The organism is Staphylococcus pseudoxylosus (genome assembly GCF_003697915.1).
GTDB lineage: Bacteria > Bacillota > Bacilli > Staphylococcales > Staphylococcaceae > Staphylococcus > Staphylococcus pseudoxylosus.
On sequence record NZ_RCVN01000005.1, the window covers coordinates 73,407 to 92,129 of the forward strand.

Here is an 18,723-nt window from a genome sequence, read left to right on the forward strand (position 1 = left end):
ACCATTTTATCACTTGATAATTTCGATTGTAAGAGGTACAACAAAATCTTCCCCTTTATTTACTGTGACAATACCAATAATCGCATAGACAAATCCTGCGATTGATAAAATAAATAGCGGGATGTAACCAATAAGAACGATAGTTAATATCCAAGATACAATGATGTACGAAGTATAGCTTATTGCAAAGTTTAAGTAATTTTTACCTTGTCTGTTTATATATTTAGATTCATCTTTTTTCATAATCCATATAATTAATGGACCAATAAATCCTGTGAATATATTTAATATCCATATTAACATAGCCATTGTCTTATCGTTTTGACTTACATTTGGGAAAGCATGTGGGTTTTTTGATTGATTTTGAAAATTCATTTTTAACTACTTCATTTTTTATATAAAAACGAACTACTATATAATTAGTTTAATTGATTTTGCTCAACTTGTATACATCTTTTTAAGTACAATATATATGTTTAATTTATTAATAATAGTTATACATGATCAGATTAATTAATTCTCTCATTTTTTATGTTTTTCAAAATGTTTATTTCCCTAGAATACTCTAGTTCCAATGACTAATTTCTAGTATATATTCCCAAGTTAATATGAATTTGCAAGACCGGACTTCATGATTTTAATATTTGTACACTTGTCATAATTGTTTTTAAATGTTTTAGATTATTTAAGTCTATAAAGTTTGATATTTATCACAACAAATGTAACTCCTAGACAATAATTTTACATCAGGTTTGTTGCATGTATTGTTCAATTCTTATTCTAATTCAACTGTTCATCATTATATACTTTAAAGGAGTATGAACCTGCACCACGCTTATTATTTGCAGGAATTAACCAATAATTGTCTTTGTACTGAGGTTCTTGGGATTGAATTTTATTTGAATCATTTTCTAGTTTGGAATCAATTTCAGCTAACCAATAGTCGAAAACATTTTCACGAGTTACAACTTTTCTATTATCTGATGTATCACTAGATTCTTTCTGTGTATTTTGTTCTTGCGTGTTAACTTCATTCATAACTTTTTGAAAAATCTATTAAAAGACTTAATTTATTTGTTAAAATAGTGTTAATTAAAAATAGATAATCAAGGTGGGATATGATGGGGCAAATGGTAAAAGATACTTTGTCAGCGTGGTTATTAATTGAATCTTTAAGTCCAGGCGAAGTGAGTTATACAACTGAAGATATACTGCCAGCTAATCATTTTAAGAATGAATGTAAGCAAACACAGCTTCAAAGTTTTGACGAATACTTTGATATATGGAATGATTTTCGTTTCATTATTTCGAATGAAAAAAAGAAAAAGGGAGAAAGAATTTTTAAATTTTATAGGTATTGTTTTCGATATAATGAGATTAATCTGAAAATTCAATCGATTTTCGATAGTTATTCAGAGATTTATAATCCTAATGCAACACATTGTTATGGTTATACCTTCAATACTGATGAAAACGGTAAAGTCATAGGTGATTCTATACATATTCCAATGATTATGTCTGCATTAAAAGAAATTGAAAAAGATAAAAATGCAAATATAGAAACGCAATTCAATGACTCAGTTAAAAAGTTCATACAAAAAATAAATGAAATTTTAGCAGGCGAAGCCATTAATGAAAGAAAATGGATAAAGCTTACGAAAAATATTTTTCAGTATTAAATTCAAAAAACCTAGGCTTATTTTCACATTATGTAGCTATAGAATTTGTGAAAGATTACGAAACACCTCAGCCAGAATTCAATAGTTTCTTTGTAAGTGATATTGAAATGGCCAAAAAAGGTCCGAACCGAACATTAGTAGATTATATAGAAGGGTTAGAAGATGACCAACGAATAGAAGTCGATGAGAATAAAGAAATCATCGAGCATTTCTTACACCCTTCACAATTACCTGATGGTCGTTGGCCATCACAGACTGAGTTTAGACTATCTCTCATGCAACAAGTCGCTGTAAATCAAATAACAAGAAGTGATAAAAAGATTAGTTCGGTTAATGGACCACCTGGCACAGGAAAAACAACCTTACTAAAAGATATATTTGCCCACTATGTTGTTGAAAGAGGTAAAGAATTAGTGAAGCTGGATAGTCCGAAAAAGGCATTTGTAAAAACGAAGTTACATGAAACAGATGATAAGGATGTATATCTTTTAAAAGAAGCTATTTCAAAGTATAAAATGGTCGTTGCTTCAAGTAATAATGGAGCGGTTGAGAATATATCTGAAGATTTACCTAAATTAGAAGAGATTATTAGAAATCCGGACAATTGTGCATTTCCTGAATATGAAAAGGACTATGCAGAATTAGCACAAGAGTTAAAGGCTTTTTCTGAAACTGCTGAGGACTTAATAGGTGAAAAAGCTTGGGGATTGTTTTCGGGTGTATTTGGTAGAAGTAAAAATATTAATAAAGTTTTAGATCAACTCTTAAAGCAAGACAAAGATTCTATAGGTTTTGCTAAAATGCTACAAAATGAGAATAATGATTTAAGTTATCAAGCATTAATGAAAGAGTGGAAAGTACAGCAACAATTATTTTCAGAAGAACTTGAAAATGTAGAAAAGCTAAAAAATGAATCAATTAAGGCTTTTGAAGTATATAAAGACTATGAACAATATATAAGTGAAGAAAATTTATTAAAAAACAAAGAACAAGCAGCGAAAAATAACATACAACAATTAAATTTTGAAATAGATAATGAAGACAAAGAATTAAAAGAAATAAAAGATCAAATCAATAATAATGATAAACAATTGGATGTCTTAAATGACTTAATAAAATCTATAAAAGATAATAATAAAGGTTTAGTCAATAAATTGAAGGCTATGTTTAACTCAGAAGAAGATGAACATTTCCAGAAATATAACAAAGAAAGACAACAATTATTAGAGCAGAGATTAAGTTTAGAGAAATTAAAAAAAGCCAAACAAGATGATGTTTCTAATAAAAATAAAAAACAATCATCATTAAAGCAAAGCTTAATAAAAACACAAGAAGCGTTGCAAAACATTACTCTTAAAGTGCAAGAATTTGAAGTCTTTCGTAATGAATCAAATATTACAATTCCTTCGAAAGACTTTTGGAACAAAGATACTTATGATGAACGACAAATTTCTAATTTATGGACAAGTGATGAATTACAGTATAGACGTGCAATGTTATTTTTAAGGGCAATGATATTACATAAATTACTATTGATTGCTAATAATACAACTATTTATTATGCTATAAAGGATTTTAAAGACAGACGTAAATTAATAGATGCAAAACCAGAGGTAATACATAACGCATGGAATGTGATACATCTAATATTTCCAATTGTAAGTACCACATTTGCAAGTTTTAAATCTATGTATCAAGGTATACCCAAGGACTTTATCGATTATTTATTTATAGACGAAGCGGGACAGGCTGTTCCTCAAGCAGCTGTTGGCGCTTTATACCGTTCTAAAAAGGTGACAGCTGTGGGTGATCCCATTCAAATAGAGCCGGTTGTTACATTAGAAAGTCATTTAATAGACAACATCCGGAAAAATTATAATGTTCCAGAGCGTTTGGTATCAAAAGAAGCTTCCGTACAATCTGTTGCAGACCATGCTAACTATTACGGATTCTGGAAAAAAGATTCTACTGATGATGAGCAAAAAAAATGGATAGGAATTCCACTTTGGGTGCATAGACGTTGCTTAAATCCCATGTTCACTATTGCTAATCAAATTGCCTATAATAATAAAATGGTGCTACCTAGTAATATTAAAAAGGTTGGTAAAGTAGGTTGGTATAATATAAATGGAAGTTCAGTTCAAAAGCAATATGTGAAAGAGCAAGGAGAAAAAGTATTTGCATTACTAGTCAATGATTGGCATAGAGCAATTAAAGATGGGGAGATAGAACCAAGTTCGATTGTGATATCTCCATTTGCAGCAGTACAAAACAAATAAAAACTTTAGTGAAATCCCAATTATCAACTAAAATCAATGTTGATCGTGAGATAATCAATAAATGGATTAATAAATCTATTGGGACAGTTCATACTTTCCAAGGAAAAGAAGCACAGAAAGTATATTTTGTAGTTGGTACTGACAACACTCAAGATGGTGCTGTGAACTGGTCGTGTGAGAAGCCTAACTTATTAAATGTAGCAGTTACAAGAGCAAAAAAAGAATTTTATGTGATTGGAGACCTTCAAAGAATTCAATCTAAACCATTTTATGAAATTATATATAAAGAAAAGAATACTGATTAATGATTTATTGAGAGGTAGTTTTGTAAGTTTAATTAAATATTATAATGGAGGATTGTTATAATGATAAAGCAGTTGAAGTCGCCAAGCTCTGAAGAACTGGATATTATTTCAAAGATTTGGTTGGACGCTAATTTAGAAGCACATCATTTTATAAATCGTGATTATTGGATTAATAATCTAGATCAAGTAAAAAAGATGTTACCATATTCAATCATTTACGTATATTACGTTGAAAATGAAATTATAGGGTTTGTTGGCTTATATGAGAATGATATTGCGGGGATTTTTATTAAGGATAGTTACCGAAATAAAGGCATAGGAAAGTTATTTATGGAAAAACTAAAAAATGACTATAACACATTGAAGTTATATGTATATGAGAAAAATGTGAGAGCAACTCGTTTTTATCTAAAACGTCACTTTGAAATTAAATGTAAAAATTTAGAAGAAGAAACTCAAGAATATGAATACTTTATGGAATGGACTAATGAATGAAAGTGATATTAAACAAATTAAGGCTAGGACAAATCGAATTGTCTTAGCCTTGATCAATTAAATATAACCATCTTCGAAGCAAAAATTGTTACATTTTTTAGCACGAGTATATAGTTATTTACTCATATTTTTTAATACAATTTCGGCGACTTCACTTACTATTTTATCATTAGGTTTACCATCCTTTTTATCTTTATTTGTAAATATAACTAAAATGATAGGTTTATCTTGTCCATCTGGATAAACAAGTGCAACATCGTTTCTTGAACCGTATGTTAGTGCCTGACCACTCTTATCCATAACTTTAAAGTTTGAAGGTGCGCCATCCTTAATTAATGTATCGCCACTTTTATTTTTCAACATTAAGTCAAGCAATAAATCTTTGTTCGCTTTACTAAGATTTCCATCAACTATAAGTTTATTTAAAGATTTACCATAGGCCATTGGAGTAGTTGTATCTCGTTTATCCTTTGGCGAATAAAAATTTAAGTCGGGTTCTTTTCTAGATGGATGTGTAGTTGTATCTCCTAAATCTGTCAGTCTATTTTTTACATGCTCATACCCTCCTAATTCATCGATAATTTTATTGTTAGCAGTGTTATCGCTAAATAACATGGTAGCTTCTATAAGTTTTTTAATAGTTATCTCTTTGCCGATATATTTCTCTAACACTGGTGAATATGGAACGATATCATCTTTGTTGATGTGAATTTTTTTATCTAATTTGTTGTAAGGTGTTTGCTCAAGTAGCATGGCACTACTTATAGCTTTTAATGTGGAAGCATAAGCAAAACGTTTATTTTCATTAAATGATAATGCTTCACTGTTTTGAGTGTTAAGCGCATACATACCTATGTTAGCACCATATTTTTTTTCGAGTTTTTCAATATCATTATTAGTTGAATGCTTAGTATTACAAGCACTTAATATCAATGCTAACATGATTAAAATTATTAATTTTTTCAATTTTATTCCTCCTATATATTACAAATGTAATCTTTTTGAAAATGATTTTTCTTCAAATATACTTAATTAACAACAAGTCAAAAGAAGTATTTAAATTATTCATCTATGTCAAATTTAGTTTTTCCATGCTCATATAAATCATCATAAACTTTTCCAGATATAGCAGCATTATAGCTAGCCATCCCTTTGTTTTGAACGTCTTTAACATTAATCGCCATTAGCATATTGGGGTTATTTTTATCATATGAAACAAACCAACCTATTTGTCTTCCGGTTTCCCCTTGTTTCATTTTTAATTCTGCTGTGCCAGATTTACCTATAATTCGGGCATAATTTTTGTAGACATCATCTCTATGTGTTTTAGTCACTACACGTTCCATACCATGAGTTAATATATCTATGTCTTTTTTAGATATAATAGACTTTTTCCAAATTTGAGACTTTGTTTCACGTAAAACATGAGGATTTTGTATATTTCCGTTATTTTCTAAAGCACTGTAGATTGACAAAATTTGTATAGGGTTTACTAGTATCTCGCTTTGTCCATATCCTGAATCTGCTAGTAATATGTCATTATTTAAATTACTATTTGAAGTTTGTGCTTTATAAAAGGGATAATCACTCGGGATATTTTCACCAATCCCTAAATCTTGCATACCTTGCTCAAATTTTTTAGCGCCTAAAGCTAATGCAATACGTGCAAAAAATATGTTGTCTGATGACTCTATTGCTTGCTTTAAATCAATCTTGCCGTCTACTACTTTAAATCTTGTTATATTATAATCTCCCCACGATACATCTTTTTGCCATCCTTTACCATAAATATCAAAATTAGTATTGTCGTCTAGTTTATTTTCTTTTAATGCAATAATAGACGTTAATATTTTTTGGGTTGAACCCGGTGATGTAGTGATTTGAAATTTGTTGAGTAAAGGCTCTTTTTTATCGTTAGTTAATTTACGGTAGTCATGATTGCTTATTCCATTCATGAATGGATAAACATCATACGAAGGAGTACTTACCAAAGCTAAAATTTCGCCAGTTTTAGGTTGTAATGCTGTACCAGATCCAATGTCATTTTTCATATGTTTATAAATACTTTCTTGTACCCTAGCATCTATAGTTAAATGAAGATCTTTTCCGTTTTCAGCCTGTTTCTCCAATAATGTGTCTAAAGGTTTATTGTCATAAGTATTTGCAATGGATACCCTAAAACCATCAGTGTTTTGCAATTGTTTATCATAGAGGCGTTCTAAGCCCTTTTTTCCAATAATAGTATTTTTGCTATAGTTTCTAAATTGCTTACTTTTTAACTCGTCAGAATTAATTGGACCCACATAACCTAAAAGGTGTACTGTTGCTTCGTTCAATGGATAAACACGGCTTTTTATAGTGTTTATTTGTAAATTGTATGATTTAATTAATTTGTCTATAGATTCATCTTGTTTATTTATCTTTTTAATTGGTACAAATGAATCTGGCTGAACCCATTTTTGATTAACTTTATTGGTTATAGCTTTTGTATCAATTTGTAAGTCACGAGCAATATCGTCATATTTATTTTCGGGTGTTTTGTTAGGGACAATACCGATTTCGTATGTATCTCCAGTTTTAGCTAAATCTATTCCATTTCTATCTTTTATTTTGCCTCGCTCTGATTTTAACGTTTCTATATTAATTTTTTGTCTATTTTTCAATCCAGGTATTATTACCCCCTGATCCCAATCTAATTTCCAATGTTTATCTTCATAAACAAAGTTTAATTGTGTATCACGTTGTATAGTTCCATATTTTGAAAATATATTATATTTAACATCAACTTGCTTTTTATCTTTTCCAATTTTTTTAATGGTATGATTAGTAATTTTTAGGTTATTAACGCTTAAATCTTTGTATATTTTTTATTCCCATCTACAATTTCTTCTTTTCCATATGCCAGTTGAGATGTTTCTGAACTACTTTTATATACTTTGTTATAGTTTCCCTTTTCAATAGAATTAATTGTTTTCTCAATATCATCATCTCTGAATAACCAAGTTATTATCATCATAATTAGTAAAAGAAGTGGTACACTAATATAAAATTTTTTCATTTATTCCTCCTCGTATACTACAAATGTAATCTAATAGTATTACACTTGTAGTCTGTTTGTCAAAATAATGCTATAATATTTAAGAAGTGAGGTGTGAAAATTGCTACAACAATTCTTGGTAATGAGTATAATTAGTTCAATTCTGACTTTGTTGCTAATTATCATTGTGCGTGCTATATGTATTAAATATTTTAAGACTCGGTTAAATCATAAGATTTGGTTATTAGTTTTGCTTTCATTATTTTTACCTTTATTGCCGATAAATAATATAGTGAAAGTTAAAATACCCAGTATATTTTCAGCTGATATAATTTCGCATTCATCTAAGTCTAGTAATCATAATTTATCAAATGAAAGTACTAATTTAACCAAAGATTTAGCTTTGAATATCCAACATCATGAAATGACATTTATTTTAATTATTTTATTGGTAGTGTGGTTTATTGGATTACTATTTTTTAGCTTTAAATTTATTGCTGCTATTAAACAAATTGCCTTTATAAAAGATTTATCTATTAAATCTTCAATATTAGATAATCATTTGAAAAAATGTATAAATAATTTAAACATCAAAAGCAAGTCTATTGTAATTAGTCACGTAGATGAAATAGAGAATCCAATGGTCTTTTGGTTAGGAAAATATTATATCGTTTTACCTACAAATATTATGTATATGATGGACGAAGAACAAATTGATTATATAATTAGCCATGAACTCATTCATATTAAGAATAAGGATTTATGGAGTAATTATATATTCACATTTTTTATCATCATGCTATGGTTTAATCCAGCATTATATGTATCAAAAAAATTATTTAATATTGATTGTGAAATCTCGTGTGATAATCAAGTACTTAAAAGATTAAGCCAATCAAATCATCAAAGATATGGTGAGGCAATTTTGAAATGTTGGGCTATACAGAAGCAATCAGTTAATGATTTTGCAGCAAAATATTTATTAGGTACTCAATCTAATTTAAAGAGTCGTTTTGTGAATATTTCAAAATTCAAAAGTTCCCGAAATCGTAAATTGAAAATGATACCGTATGTGGTTTTATCTATATTGATATTACTACAAGGAGTGATGGTTTCTGCTCACTCTGACAAGGGCGAATATACGGATGATATCAAATACACAAACTTGAAAGAATTAGATTCTCATTTCTTAGGATTTAATGGTAGTTTTGTATTATTTGATAATCAGAAAAAAGAGTACTTCTTATATAATGAAAAAGAAAGTAGAAAGAGATACACACCTGATTCTACATATAAATTGTATTTAGCTTTAATTGGATTTGATAGAAACGTTATGTCATTGAATAATACTGAACAAAAATGGGATGGCAAAGAAAATGCTTTTAAAGAGTGGAATCAAAATCAAAATTTAAATTCAGCAATGAGGTATTCTGTGAATTGGTATTTTGAAAATATAAATAACAGTATAAAAAATAAAGAGCTTAAAAGTTATATAAGTGAATTACAGTATGGTAATGAAAACATATCAGGAAGCAAAAATTATTGGAATGAATCCTCTTTAAAAATTTCTGCAATAGAACAAGTTAATTTGTTAATGAAGTTGGATAACCAACAACTAAAATTTGATGAAAAGTATATCAACGCTGTAAAAGATAGTATTACGCTAAATAAATCTAACCAATATAGATATTCAGGTAAAACTGGAACAGGTATCATAAACGGTAAGGAAACTAATGGATGGTTTATTGGAACAATTGAAAAAAACGGAAAATCATACTACTTTGCCACACATTTAGACAGTAAGGACAATGCCAGTGGTAAAAAAGCGAAAAATATTTCTGAAAAAATTCTTGAAGAATTGGGGTTAATGAAATGAAGAATGAAGGCTATGATATATCAGCATCAGAATGGGAAATAATGAATACTATTTGGAATAAAAAATTAATTAGTGCTAATGAAGTTATAGAAATAGTACAGCAACATAAGGAATGGAGTCCTAAAACAATACGAACCCTGATTAACCGTCTTTACAAAAAGAAATTCATAGATAGAACAAATCGAAATAAAATCTTTGAATATTTTCCAATTGTAGAGGAAAAGAATATGAAGTACAAAACTTCTAAAGTATTTTTGGATAAAGTATACGAAGGTGGATTAAATTCATTAGTCTTAAATTTTGTGGAAAATGAAGAATTGTCTGAAGAAGAAATTGAGGAATTAAAAAATATATTAAACAAAAAGAAAGATTAAGAAGGAGTATTTTCAAATAACTATTAGAATTTCAAAAGCTTGGTACCATAAAAAGAAAGCATTGATAAATTATCCTTTGTTAAAGAGGCGATTCTACAGTTTAGAGGTTAGGTAATCTAAGGGTACCTAACCTTTTTTGTATAGGACAATATAACAAACTGATATATGTGATACATATATAGAAACAATAAAATATAAAGTATCGTTATTATACTTATATAGCAAATAAGTTTACAATATCTACAAATTTAAAAATTAAGCGTTATACAATTATTTATTATGTTATCATTTACCTCGGGGTGAAAAAATGAAAAGAATAAGAATGGCAGATTCGCTCAGAGGTTTCAGTTTGCTAGGTATTTTTTTGGCAAACTTACTTATTTTTCAATATGGATTGTCAGGGAAATCATACATAGAATTTTATAATTTAAATACATTTAATTTAGGCGTCTTCCATTTTATAAAAATATTTATTGAAGGTAGTTTTATGCCTATTTTTACATTACTATTTGGTTTTTCATTGGATAAATTATACCAATCAATGAAGCATAAAAGTATTAAGCGGCCAAGGGTGAAACTTTTTAGACGAGCAGTATTTATACTAATAATCGGTATTTTGCATGCCTCTTTCATTTGGGAGGGGGATATATTAATGGGTTATGGGCTTTCTATGTTAATTGTTATACCTTTTATATCATTAAACAAAGGTTTCTTTAAGTGGGTTACAATTATCGCCGTTTTACTACTTATCGCATTATTGTCATTTTCATTCTTTGATAAAAGTGAAGTGCCAGAGAACAAGCACAAACAAGAAACCTATGTTGAAAATGTGAAGGATATTTATCAAAATGGTAGTTATAATGAAATAAATAATGCCACTGATGAATTAGAGGATCCATTTTTCAAACAGTTGAAAGGTATATTTGGAGAATCAATTGCTTTAATATTTTTAGCTGTGTTTGTAATGGAAGCTACATTCTTTGGAATAGGTATTTACCTTTCTAAAAGTAAATGGTTTGAAAAAGATGCCAAAGATTTTTGGTCCTCTAAATTATTCATCTATTTAATACCAATATCGCTAGTCTTAAAATCATCATATCTATGGATAGAAAATAAAGATCTAGCAGAAAATTTAACATATGTATTTGGATTTTTACTGGCAATGGGATATGTTGCATTATTTAAATACCTATACCAAAAATACAACAATCATATAATATTTAGAGGTTTTGAAAGTTTAGGGAAAATGTCATTAACATTTTATATATCACAAAGCGTAATGGGTGTACTCATTTTCTATGGCTTTGGTTTAGGGTACTTTGGTAAAGACACACTGATTTTCAGTCTTATTACATTTATAGTATTGTATATCATTCAAGTGATGGTTGCATTATGGTATCAAAAATATTTAAGATACGGACCGCTTGAATATATTTTAAGAGTATTTACCTATTTGAAGTTCAAACCAAATAAAGAAAAACAACTTTACTCTAGAACTAATAAATATTAAAAAACGGAGAGTCAGCGCCTAGTAATAGGTTAGTGAATCAGTATAGAATAGTTTATTGAATATGATAGTGCCTTTGATCATATTGATCATAATTAGTTTTTGGACATTATTTAAAAGCACTAAGATTCAATCAAGCAGAATTTCAACTTGAATAAAACGTTATGCATAAATACGTACCGCAATGATTATTGATATATGGCAAAGGGGTTTAGATTCTTGAGCCACTGAGTCTCAAAAAAGAGTTTATTGAAAATTTGTCTGCTGTAATAGAATATTATCAAGAATAATAGCTTCCTTGACGTTAGATGTCAGGGAAGCTATATTACATTTTGCTAGATGAATGAAATAGCATGTCTTAAAAATATAAAACAAAATAATGTATTAGAGACATAAATAGCTCTGATTAAAGAGCAAGCGTCAATTTCTATTGAAATTGACGTTTGCTTTGTTTTAATTAAACTTAATTTATTCAGTTGTATAAGATGACTAGGTTCACTTCATACCATAAGTCAGAGACTTTATCGAAAATCCGTTATAAAGCAATTAGTACATATATTTTGAAAAAATAATTCTCAATCTAATTTTTACTGAAAAAAATTTATATTATATATATATAGTGTTGGTTGTGAAATTGTGGTAAGTTTTAATTGACTCCCATACTAAATATAGAAGGTGACTATTATGAAATCTTTTTTATGAAATGGCAATAAAAATTATATTCAACCTCTCAAATTCGAAAAAATGCTATATCTGATGCCATACAAGATCATTTTGTGACGAGTGTTAATTTTAAACTATTATTAAAGCAACGATTTGTGTCATACAAAATTAATCCCGAAAATTTATCAGAAAATTCTCAATAATATCATTACAATTAAAAAGGAGTTGTTTTTATGGAACCGAAAATTTTAATTCCAATAATAATGATAATAGCAATATACTTGGTTATTTGTTTTGTTGATTTGTTAAAAGTTAACAAAACAAAGTTTTTACCTAAATGGTTATGGGGTGTAATTATATGCATTTCAATTCCTTTGGGAGGAATAATTTATTACATCATTGGTCGAGATGTTTTAGGTGATAATGATGAATAAAATTGCTGAGATAAATAATCTAACCATCAAATTTAAAAGCTTTAAAGCTTTAGATAAGTAACGTTTAATATAGAGAAGGGCAATGGCGTAATTGGTTTAATAGGGCCTAATGGTGCTGGAAAACCACGCTTATTAATACCATATTAGGACAATTAAGGCCTCATACAGGAGAGGTTTTTGTTAAACAAAATGAAATAGCGTATTGCCCTGACGTTCCGTCTTTTGAGCCATTTCTCACACCTCAAGAAGTTCTAGAGCAGACGTTACAATTGAATGGCAAAAAAGTTAGTGATTTTAAAGATAAAATTGATAATGTATTAGTTTCTGTCGACTTAAAGAGGCATTCAAAAAAGTTATCTGGCGGATTTTCACGTGGTATGAAACAGAGGTTAGGTATTGCATCTGCGCTTATACTTGAACCCAAACTTATTTTTTTGGATGAACCTACGAGTGCTTTAGATCCTTTTGGGCAACTAGATATATTGAACTTGGTTGAGAGGATATCAAGTGAAAGAGTGGTCGTGATATCTAGTCATAATTTAAAAGATATAGAAAAAATTGCGAGTGAATTAATTGTATTGAATAAAGGTAAATTGATTTATAATGGCTCATTAAATCAATTTATAGAAAAAGATGAAGAATATATGTATATAGAATTAAAAGATAAACAAGCAACTGAAAATTTATTTAATACTATGAGGCATAAAGATATGGCATGTTCGTTATATGATGATTTATATATAAAAGTAAAAGTTTCCGAATTAAGTGAAGTATTTATGGTGATTAGTGAATTCACTGAATCACTTCAAACCATTACAAGAAGCAAAATCACTTTAGATGAAGCTTTTTCAGAACAAGTAAATAAATTAAATAATTCATAAGTAGGAGAGATTAATGATTAAATTAGAGTTATTATCATGGTTTAGAAGTAAGCGTTTTCTCATAATTTTTGCTATTTTTCTTTTTTCTGGTTTTTCATCACCTTTAATGGCGTATTACTCAAACGATATTTTAAATAGTTTGAGTAGCAATGAAGGAACTAAAGTAATAATGCAAGATCCACAATGGCAAGATTTATTTACTTCGTATTTTAAAAATGCATCGCAGTTAGTCATGTTAATTTGTGCATATATTGTAGCTGATACATGTAGGTTAGGGAAAGATAAATCAATGCAATTGTATTATAAAACTGGAGCGATTAATTCAGGTAGAATATTCTATCCAAAGTTGACCGTTAGTTTATTTATAATAGCTTTAGGGGCAGTAGTTGGTAGTTTAAGTACTTTATATGTAACTTGGGTATTTTTTGATAGTTTCGACTTAGGAAGTGCTTTAATAAGTTTATTTATTCAAATGATTGCTTTATTGATTTTTTCTACAATAAGTGCAACGATTTCTTTTTGGATTAATTCTCCTTTTATATCTGCCTTGTCTGTAGAGGCGCTAGTATTTTTATCAATTTTTCTTAATAATATTGATGATTTTGAAAAATGGTCTCCAACAACTTTACTTAGACCAGAGTATGTTCTTTCTGGAGATATAGAATATAAAAGAATATTTTACCAAGTTATAATTGGGATTATTGTATGCATAGTATGTTTAATAGTAAATTACTTCCGACCACTAAGGGTTAAAACTAAATTGTAAAGGTTGATATATTTTGATTAGTAGAATTAAAAATTCAGAAAAAACAATTGATAGTAAGACAATAATAAATGATATTTCCTTTAACTTAGAAGAAGGAACTATAAATGCTATTTTAGGGCCAAATGGTGTTGGGAAAACGACTACAATAAGATTATTAACAGGTTTATTACAACCTACAAAAGGTGAGATACAAGTACTAGATAAAAATACAAAGTCTCATAATTTTGATAGAGTACGTGAAAACATAGGTGTACAGAATGATGGGAATCTATATGAAACTTTAACTATTTATGAAAATTTAAAAATTTGGGCGAATTTTTATAACATACCTAAGGAAAATAGAGAAAACAAAATACAAGAATTACTAGAAATTTTTAGTTTGTCAGATAGAAAGCATTCTAAAGTAGGAACATTAAGTAAAGGTATGAAGCAAAAAGTATCGATAATAAGGGCGTTAGTTCATAATCCTAAGTTATTGATATTAGATGAGCCGACATCTGGGCTCGATCCGTCAGCTTCAGAAATTTTAATAAGTCACCTACAAAAAATAGTGAGAGAAGAGAATGTTACAGTTTTCATGTGTACGCATCAGTTACAAGGTTTAGAAGAAATAGCGGATAATATTTTTATTATGTATGATGGTATATTTATCGCTTCAGGAGACTCAAATACGCTACTAAATAAAGAATGGCCAGGCCATGAATTTGCTATTTATACTAATAACTATGGTAAAAGTTTAGAGACACTTAAAGGTTTAAATCATGTTATTGACGAAGATAATGATAAAAAGAAAATAAAAATTCATTTAGATGAGTATACAGAGATATCCAAAGTGATTCAAACTTTAATAAATCATGATATTGAAGTATATACCGTTACAGAAATGAGACACTCAATAAAAGAATTATACTTCCAAAAAATAAGGGAGGCTCAAGATTGTGAATTATAAAAACGTTATGAATATCGTATTAAAGGACTTATTAGAAACTAAAAGTGACAAAGGCATGATAGCGCCTTTACTAATTGTTCCATTTATATTCAGTGTTTTTTTGCCTTTGCTAGTAATATTAGGCGGGTCTAATCATGTAATGGTTAATTTTATTGGTGGAGTTAAAATATTTACAGAACAACTACCTTTCAACTTCATTCCTCTCGATTTAAGTGAAGGGGAAGTTATGGTTTATGCAATACTTATGTATTTCTTCGTCCCATTATTTCTTTTAATACCAGTTATGATTTCTACAATTATTTCTACCTCAAGCTTCACTGGGGAAAAGGAAAGAAAGACAATTGAAGGGCTTCTATATACGCCTATCACGAACAAAGAACTTATGTTAGGGAAAATTCTAGCATCGGCTATTCCTTCAATCATCATCACTTGGGTATCATTAATTGTCTATGGAATGATAATTGATATCTATGCTATCAATGTATTAGGAGAATTAATATTTCCGAATTTAAATTGGCTAATCATCAGTTTGCTATTATCCCCATTAGTTACATTTTTATCGATTTCTTTAGTAGTATCAATTTCACACAGAGTTAAAACAAGTAAATCAGCTCAATTTATTTCGATGCTTTTAATTCTACCAATTATAGGGTTGATAGTTTCTCAAGCAAGTGGAACTATATTATTTGGATCTGTAGTATCTTTAATTCTATCAATCATATTGGTGGTTTTAGATATAATATTATATTTTATAATAGCTAAAACATTTAATAGAGATAAATTTATTACAAAAATATAGGAGTGGTATGTGTGGAAGCATTAACATTAGTGAATCCTAATTTAGTTTCTGATAATGATGTGCCAAACATTAAGGAAGTATAATACTAAGTTATGTCAAAGTAGGTATGCATTATTTAAATTAATCTTTAATATGTCATGAAATTCAATAGAATATTTTCATATACCACGGTAAAACAAAAAGCGCCATCTAATAAAATCATTTCAAAAATGGTTTTACTAGATGGCGCTTTATCTTATTGAAGTCCACCGTTAAAAATAAACAGCTATATGATACTCTTGGCAAAAATCATTGATATTTTTTGGAGGAATTTTATCGGTAAACATTTTGTTAATGTCACTTAAATCACAATAGGTGAGTAAAGTGGATTTCCCCATTTTACTATGGTCGGCTAAGATAAATGTTTCTGTGGCTTTACTCGTAATATACTGCTTTATTAAATTCTCTTCCATTTCAGAATTAGACAATCCGTTTTGAATATTAACACCTGTTGCTGACATAAAAGCTTTATTAATATTGAATTTTTCTAGCAACATATTAGAATCAATACCTATAAATGATCTAGTTATTGGTTTATATTTTTCCCCGATAATAAATAAAGTGACATTGTCAAATTGTGAGGCTTTATTCATAATATCAAGGCTATTCGTTATTATAGTAAAAGTCAGATGTTTATCTACATAATCTAACAAATGGATTGTGGTCGTACCTGTATCGATATAAATAATATCATTGGCTTCTATTTCGTTAGCAGCTAGTTCTCCAATTAATTTTTTGGAATTACTGTTTTCGATATTTCTTTGATTATAGTCCACGGCTTTATGTGAGTCTTCAATTACTTCAATACCACCGTAAACTTTTTTAACGATATTCATATCTACAAGTTGATTAACGTCACGCCTAATAGTGTTAATTGAAACATTGAACCTTTGCCGCAATTCTTCTATAGAAGCGGTTTTATTTTCTTTTATGAAAGATTCAATTTCATAAATACGTTTAGCTTTCATATATAATTCCCCCATTTATTACAATATAACCAATTTCATGAAAATACACAACCTAATATGGAAAAAGTTACTCAAAAGTTGACACAATTTTGAGAATATTATAAAGTTATTCCAAGAAGTAACCAAAATATTACCAAAATATACAAAAAAATAAAAAGTATTTTGTAAGCGGTTACCAAAAAATAATTGGAGGATTTTATAATGGCAGAAATCTTAAAGAATTATATTAACGGTGAATGGAAAGAATCAAAGAGTACAGAGACGCTGGATGTTTTGAATCCTGCAACTAAAGAAGTGATTGCCAAAGTACCTCTTTCGACACGTGAAGAATTAGATGAAGTTGCACAAATCGCTGCTGAGGCATTCCAAGAATGGAAAGAAGTTGCTGTACCTAAGCGTGCGCGTTTGTTATTCAAGTTACAGCAACTATTAATAGACAATAAAAATGAATTAGCTGAAATCATAACGAAAGAAAACGGCAAGAATACAACAGAAGCTTTAGGTGAAGTACAAAGAGGTATTGAAAACGTTGAATTTGCGGCCGGTGCACCGTCGTTAATGATGGGAGATTCATTATCAAGTATTGCAACGAATATTGAAGGTACAAGTTATAAATATCCGGTAGGTGTTGTAGGGGGGATTACACCATTTAACTTCCCTATGATGGTGCCATGTTGGATGTTCCCAATGGCCATTGCTTTAGGTAATACATTTGTAATTAAACCATCAGAGAAGACACCATTGTTAGTAAATAAATTAGCCGAATTAGTAGAAGCGGCCGGTTTCCCTAAAGGTGTATTTAATGTTGTGCATGGTGCACACGATGTCGTTAATGGTATTTGTGAAAATGAACATATCAAAGCAGTTTCATTTGTAGGATCTAAACCAGTTGGCGAATATGTCTATAAAAAAGCGACAGAAAACTTAAAACGCGCCCAATGTTTAACAGGAGCTAAGAACCATACTATTGTATTGAATGATGCGAATATTGATACAGCTGTGAAAGATGTCATTGGAGCTGCATTTGGTTCAGCAGGTGAACGTTGTATGGCTGCGGCAGTTATAGCAGTAGAAGAAGATGTTTATGACGAATTTAAAGAAAAATTAGTTCAAGCAGCTAAAGATATCGTGATTGGTAACGGTTTGGAAGATAACGTATTTTTAGGTCCTGTAATTAGAGAAGAGAATAAATCTAGAACACTGAGCTATGTGGATGCAGGTGTCGAAGAAGGCGCAACACTAGTGCTAGATGGTAGAGAAGACAATAAAGAAGATGGCTATTTTGTTAAACCAACTATCTTTGAAAATGTCACACCTGACATGAAATTATGGCAGGATGAAATTTTCGCACCAGTGTTATCACTAGTTAAAGTTAAAAATTTAAAAGAAGGTATCGAACTCGCGAATAAATCAGAATTTGCAAATGGTGCTTGTTTATTCACTGATAGCGCTTCTTCCATCAGATACTTTAGAGAAAATATTGATGCAGGTATGTTAGGTATTAACCTTGGTGTACCAGCGCCTATGGCTATCTTCCCATTCTCAGGTTGGAAATCTTCATTCTATGGCTCATTACATGCTAACGGTAAAGATAGTATTGAATTCTATACACACAGAAAAGTTGTTACAGCACGTCATGACGAACCTAAATTTTAAGGAGTGAACATTGATA

The 18,723-nt window shown here is 29.3% G+C and carries 14 protein-coding genes and 2 pseudogenes; 11 read left to right on the plus strand and 5 right to left on the minus strand.

From position 1 onward, the window contains the following. Positions 1 to 9 precede the first annotated feature (9 nt). Both D9V42_RS05655 and D9V42_RS05660 read right to left on the minus strand, forming a co-directional pair. Positions 10 to 375 (minus strand): DUF4870 domain-containing protein, encoded by a 366-nt coding sequence (locus tag D9V42_RS05655; protein ID WP_122063675.1) that lies wholly within the window; start codon positions 373 to 375, stop codon positions 10 to 12. 405 nt (positions 376 to 780) lie between these two features. Continuing rightward, on the minus strand, positions 781 to 1,038 hold the full coding sequence (locus D9V42_RS05660) for a hypothetical protein (RefSeq protein ID WP_122063678.1): 258 nt from the start codon (positions 1,036 to 1,038) through the stop codon (positions 781 to 783). A gap of 83 nt (positions 1,039 to 1,121) precedes the next feature. Between D9V42_RS05660 and D9V42_RS15330 the strand changes: the two are divergent. Together D9V42_RS15330 and D9V42_RS05675 are read left to right on the plus strand one after the other, a co-directional pair. Next, positions 1,122 to 4,263 (plus strand): annotated as a pseudogene (locus D9V42_RS15330) (DEAD/DEAH box helicase). A 60-nt stretch (positions 4,264 to 4,323) separates the two neighbouring features. Next, positions 4,324 to 4,758 (plus strand): GNAT family N-acetyltransferase, encoded by a 435-nt coding sequence (locus D9V42_RS05675; RefSeq protein ID WP_122063681.1) that lies wholly within the window; start codon positions 4,324 to 4,326, stop codon positions 4,756 to 4,758. 114 nt (positions 4,759 to 4,872) lie between these two features. Here D9V42_RS05675 and blaZ read toward each other — a convergent pair whose 3' ends face one another. Together blaZ and mec are read right to left on the minus strand one after the other, a co-directional pair. Continuing rightward, entirely contained in the window at positions 4,873 to 5,724 is an 852-nt protein-coding gene (blaZ, locus tag D9V42_RS05680) for a mecC-type penicillin-hydrolyzing class A beta-lactamase BlaZ (RefSeq protein ID WP_063842862.1), read from the minus strand. Between the two features lie 95 nt (positions 5,725 to 5,819). Continuing rightward, positions 5,820 to 7,816: pseudogene (mec, locus tag D9V42_RS05685) on the minus strand (PBP2a family beta-lactam-resistant peptidoglycan transpeptidase). A 121-nt stretch (positions 7,817 to 7,937) separates the two neighbouring features. Here mec and D9V42_RS05690 point away from each other — a divergent pair. The 8 genes from D9V42_RS05690 (at position 7,938) to D9V42_RS05725 (ending at position 16,044) form a co-directional block, all read left to right on the plus strand. Next, positions 7,938 to 9,671, plus strand: a complete 1,734-nt coding sequence (locus D9V42_RS05690; RefSeq protein ID WP_208639071.1) for a BlaR1 family beta-lactam sensor/signal transducer — start codon at positions 7,938 to 7,940, stop codon at positions 9,669 to 9,671. Continuing rightward, positions 9,668 to 10,045 carry a mecC-type methicillin resistance repressor MecI gene (gene mecI, locus D9V42_RS05695; RefSeq protein ID WP_122063687.1) on the plus strand — a complete coding sequence of 126 codons (378 nt, stop codon included), beginning with the start codon at positions 9,668 to 9,670 and terminating at the stop codon, positions 10,043 to 10,045. Before D9V42_RS05690 ends, mecI begins: the two co-directional genes overlap by 4 nt. Positions 10,046 to 10,352: 307 nt before the next feature. Beyond that, positions 10,353 to 11,555, plus strand: coding sequence for a DUF418 domain-containing protein (locus D9V42_RS05700; protein WP_122063689.1), 1,203 nt, complete (start codon positions 10,353 to 10,355; stop codon positions 11,553 to 11,555). 893 nt (positions 11,556 to 12,448) lie between these two features. Continuing rightward, positions 12,449 to 12,649: a PLDc N-terminal domain-containing protein gene (locus D9V42_RS05705; RefSeq protein WP_122063692.1), complete on the plus strand. Its 201-nt coding sequence runs from the start codon at positions 12,449 to 12,451 to the stop codon at positions 12,647 to 12,649. Positions 12,650 to 12,780: 131 nt separating this feature from the next. After that, positions 12,781 to 13,530, plus strand: coding sequence for an ATP-binding cassette domain-containing protein (locus D9V42_RS05710; RefSeq protein ID WP_122063695.1), 750 nt, complete (start codon positions 12,781 to 12,783; stop codon positions 13,528 to 13,530). A gap of 13 nt (positions 13,531 to 13,543) precedes the next feature. Next, the gene (locus D9V42_RS05715) at positions 13,544 to 14,296 is read left to right on the plus strand and encodes a hypothetical protein (RefSeq protein WP_122063697.1); all 753 of its coding nucleotides are present in this window, start codon (positions 13,544 to 13,546) and stop codon (positions 14,294 to 14,296) included. Positions 14,297 to 14,309: 13 nt separating this feature from the next. After that, positions 14,310 to 15,245 carry an ABC transporter ATP-binding protein gene (locus D9V42_RS05720; RefSeq protein WP_122063700.1) on the plus strand — a complete coding sequence of 312 codons (936 nt, stop codon included), beginning with the start codon at positions 14,310 to 14,312 and terminating at the stop codon, positions 15,243 to 15,245. Then, positions 15,235 to 16,044 carry an ABC transporter permease subunit gene (locus D9V42_RS05725; protein ID WP_233665280.1) on the plus strand — a complete coding sequence of 270 codons (810 nt, stop codon included), beginning with the start codon at positions 15,235 to 15,237 and terminating at the stop codon, positions 16,042 to 16,044. Before D9V42_RS05720 ends, D9V42_RS05725 begins: the two co-directional genes overlap by 11 nt. 251 nt (positions 16,045 to 16,295) lie before the next feature. On the opposite strand, the gene D9V42_RS05730 is transcribed toward D9V42_RS05725, so the two are convergent. Beyond that, positions 16,296 to 17,051 (minus strand): DeoR/GlpR family DNA-binding transcription regulator, encoded by a 756-nt coding sequence (locus D9V42_RS05730; protein WP_158593181.1) that lies wholly within the window; start codon positions 17,049 to 17,051, stop codon positions 16,296 to 16,298. Positions 17,052 to 17,252: 201 nt separating this feature from the next. Between D9V42_RS05730 and D9V42_RS05735 the strand changes: the two genes are divergently transcribed. Beyond that, complete coding sequence (locus D9V42_RS05735; protein WP_122063709.1) at positions 17,253 to 18,707, plus strand: CoA-acylating methylmalonate-semialdehyde dehydrogenase; 1,455 nt, start codon at positions 17,253 to 17,255, stop codon at positions 18,705 to 18,707. Positions 18,708 to 18,723: the final 16 nt, after the last annotated feature.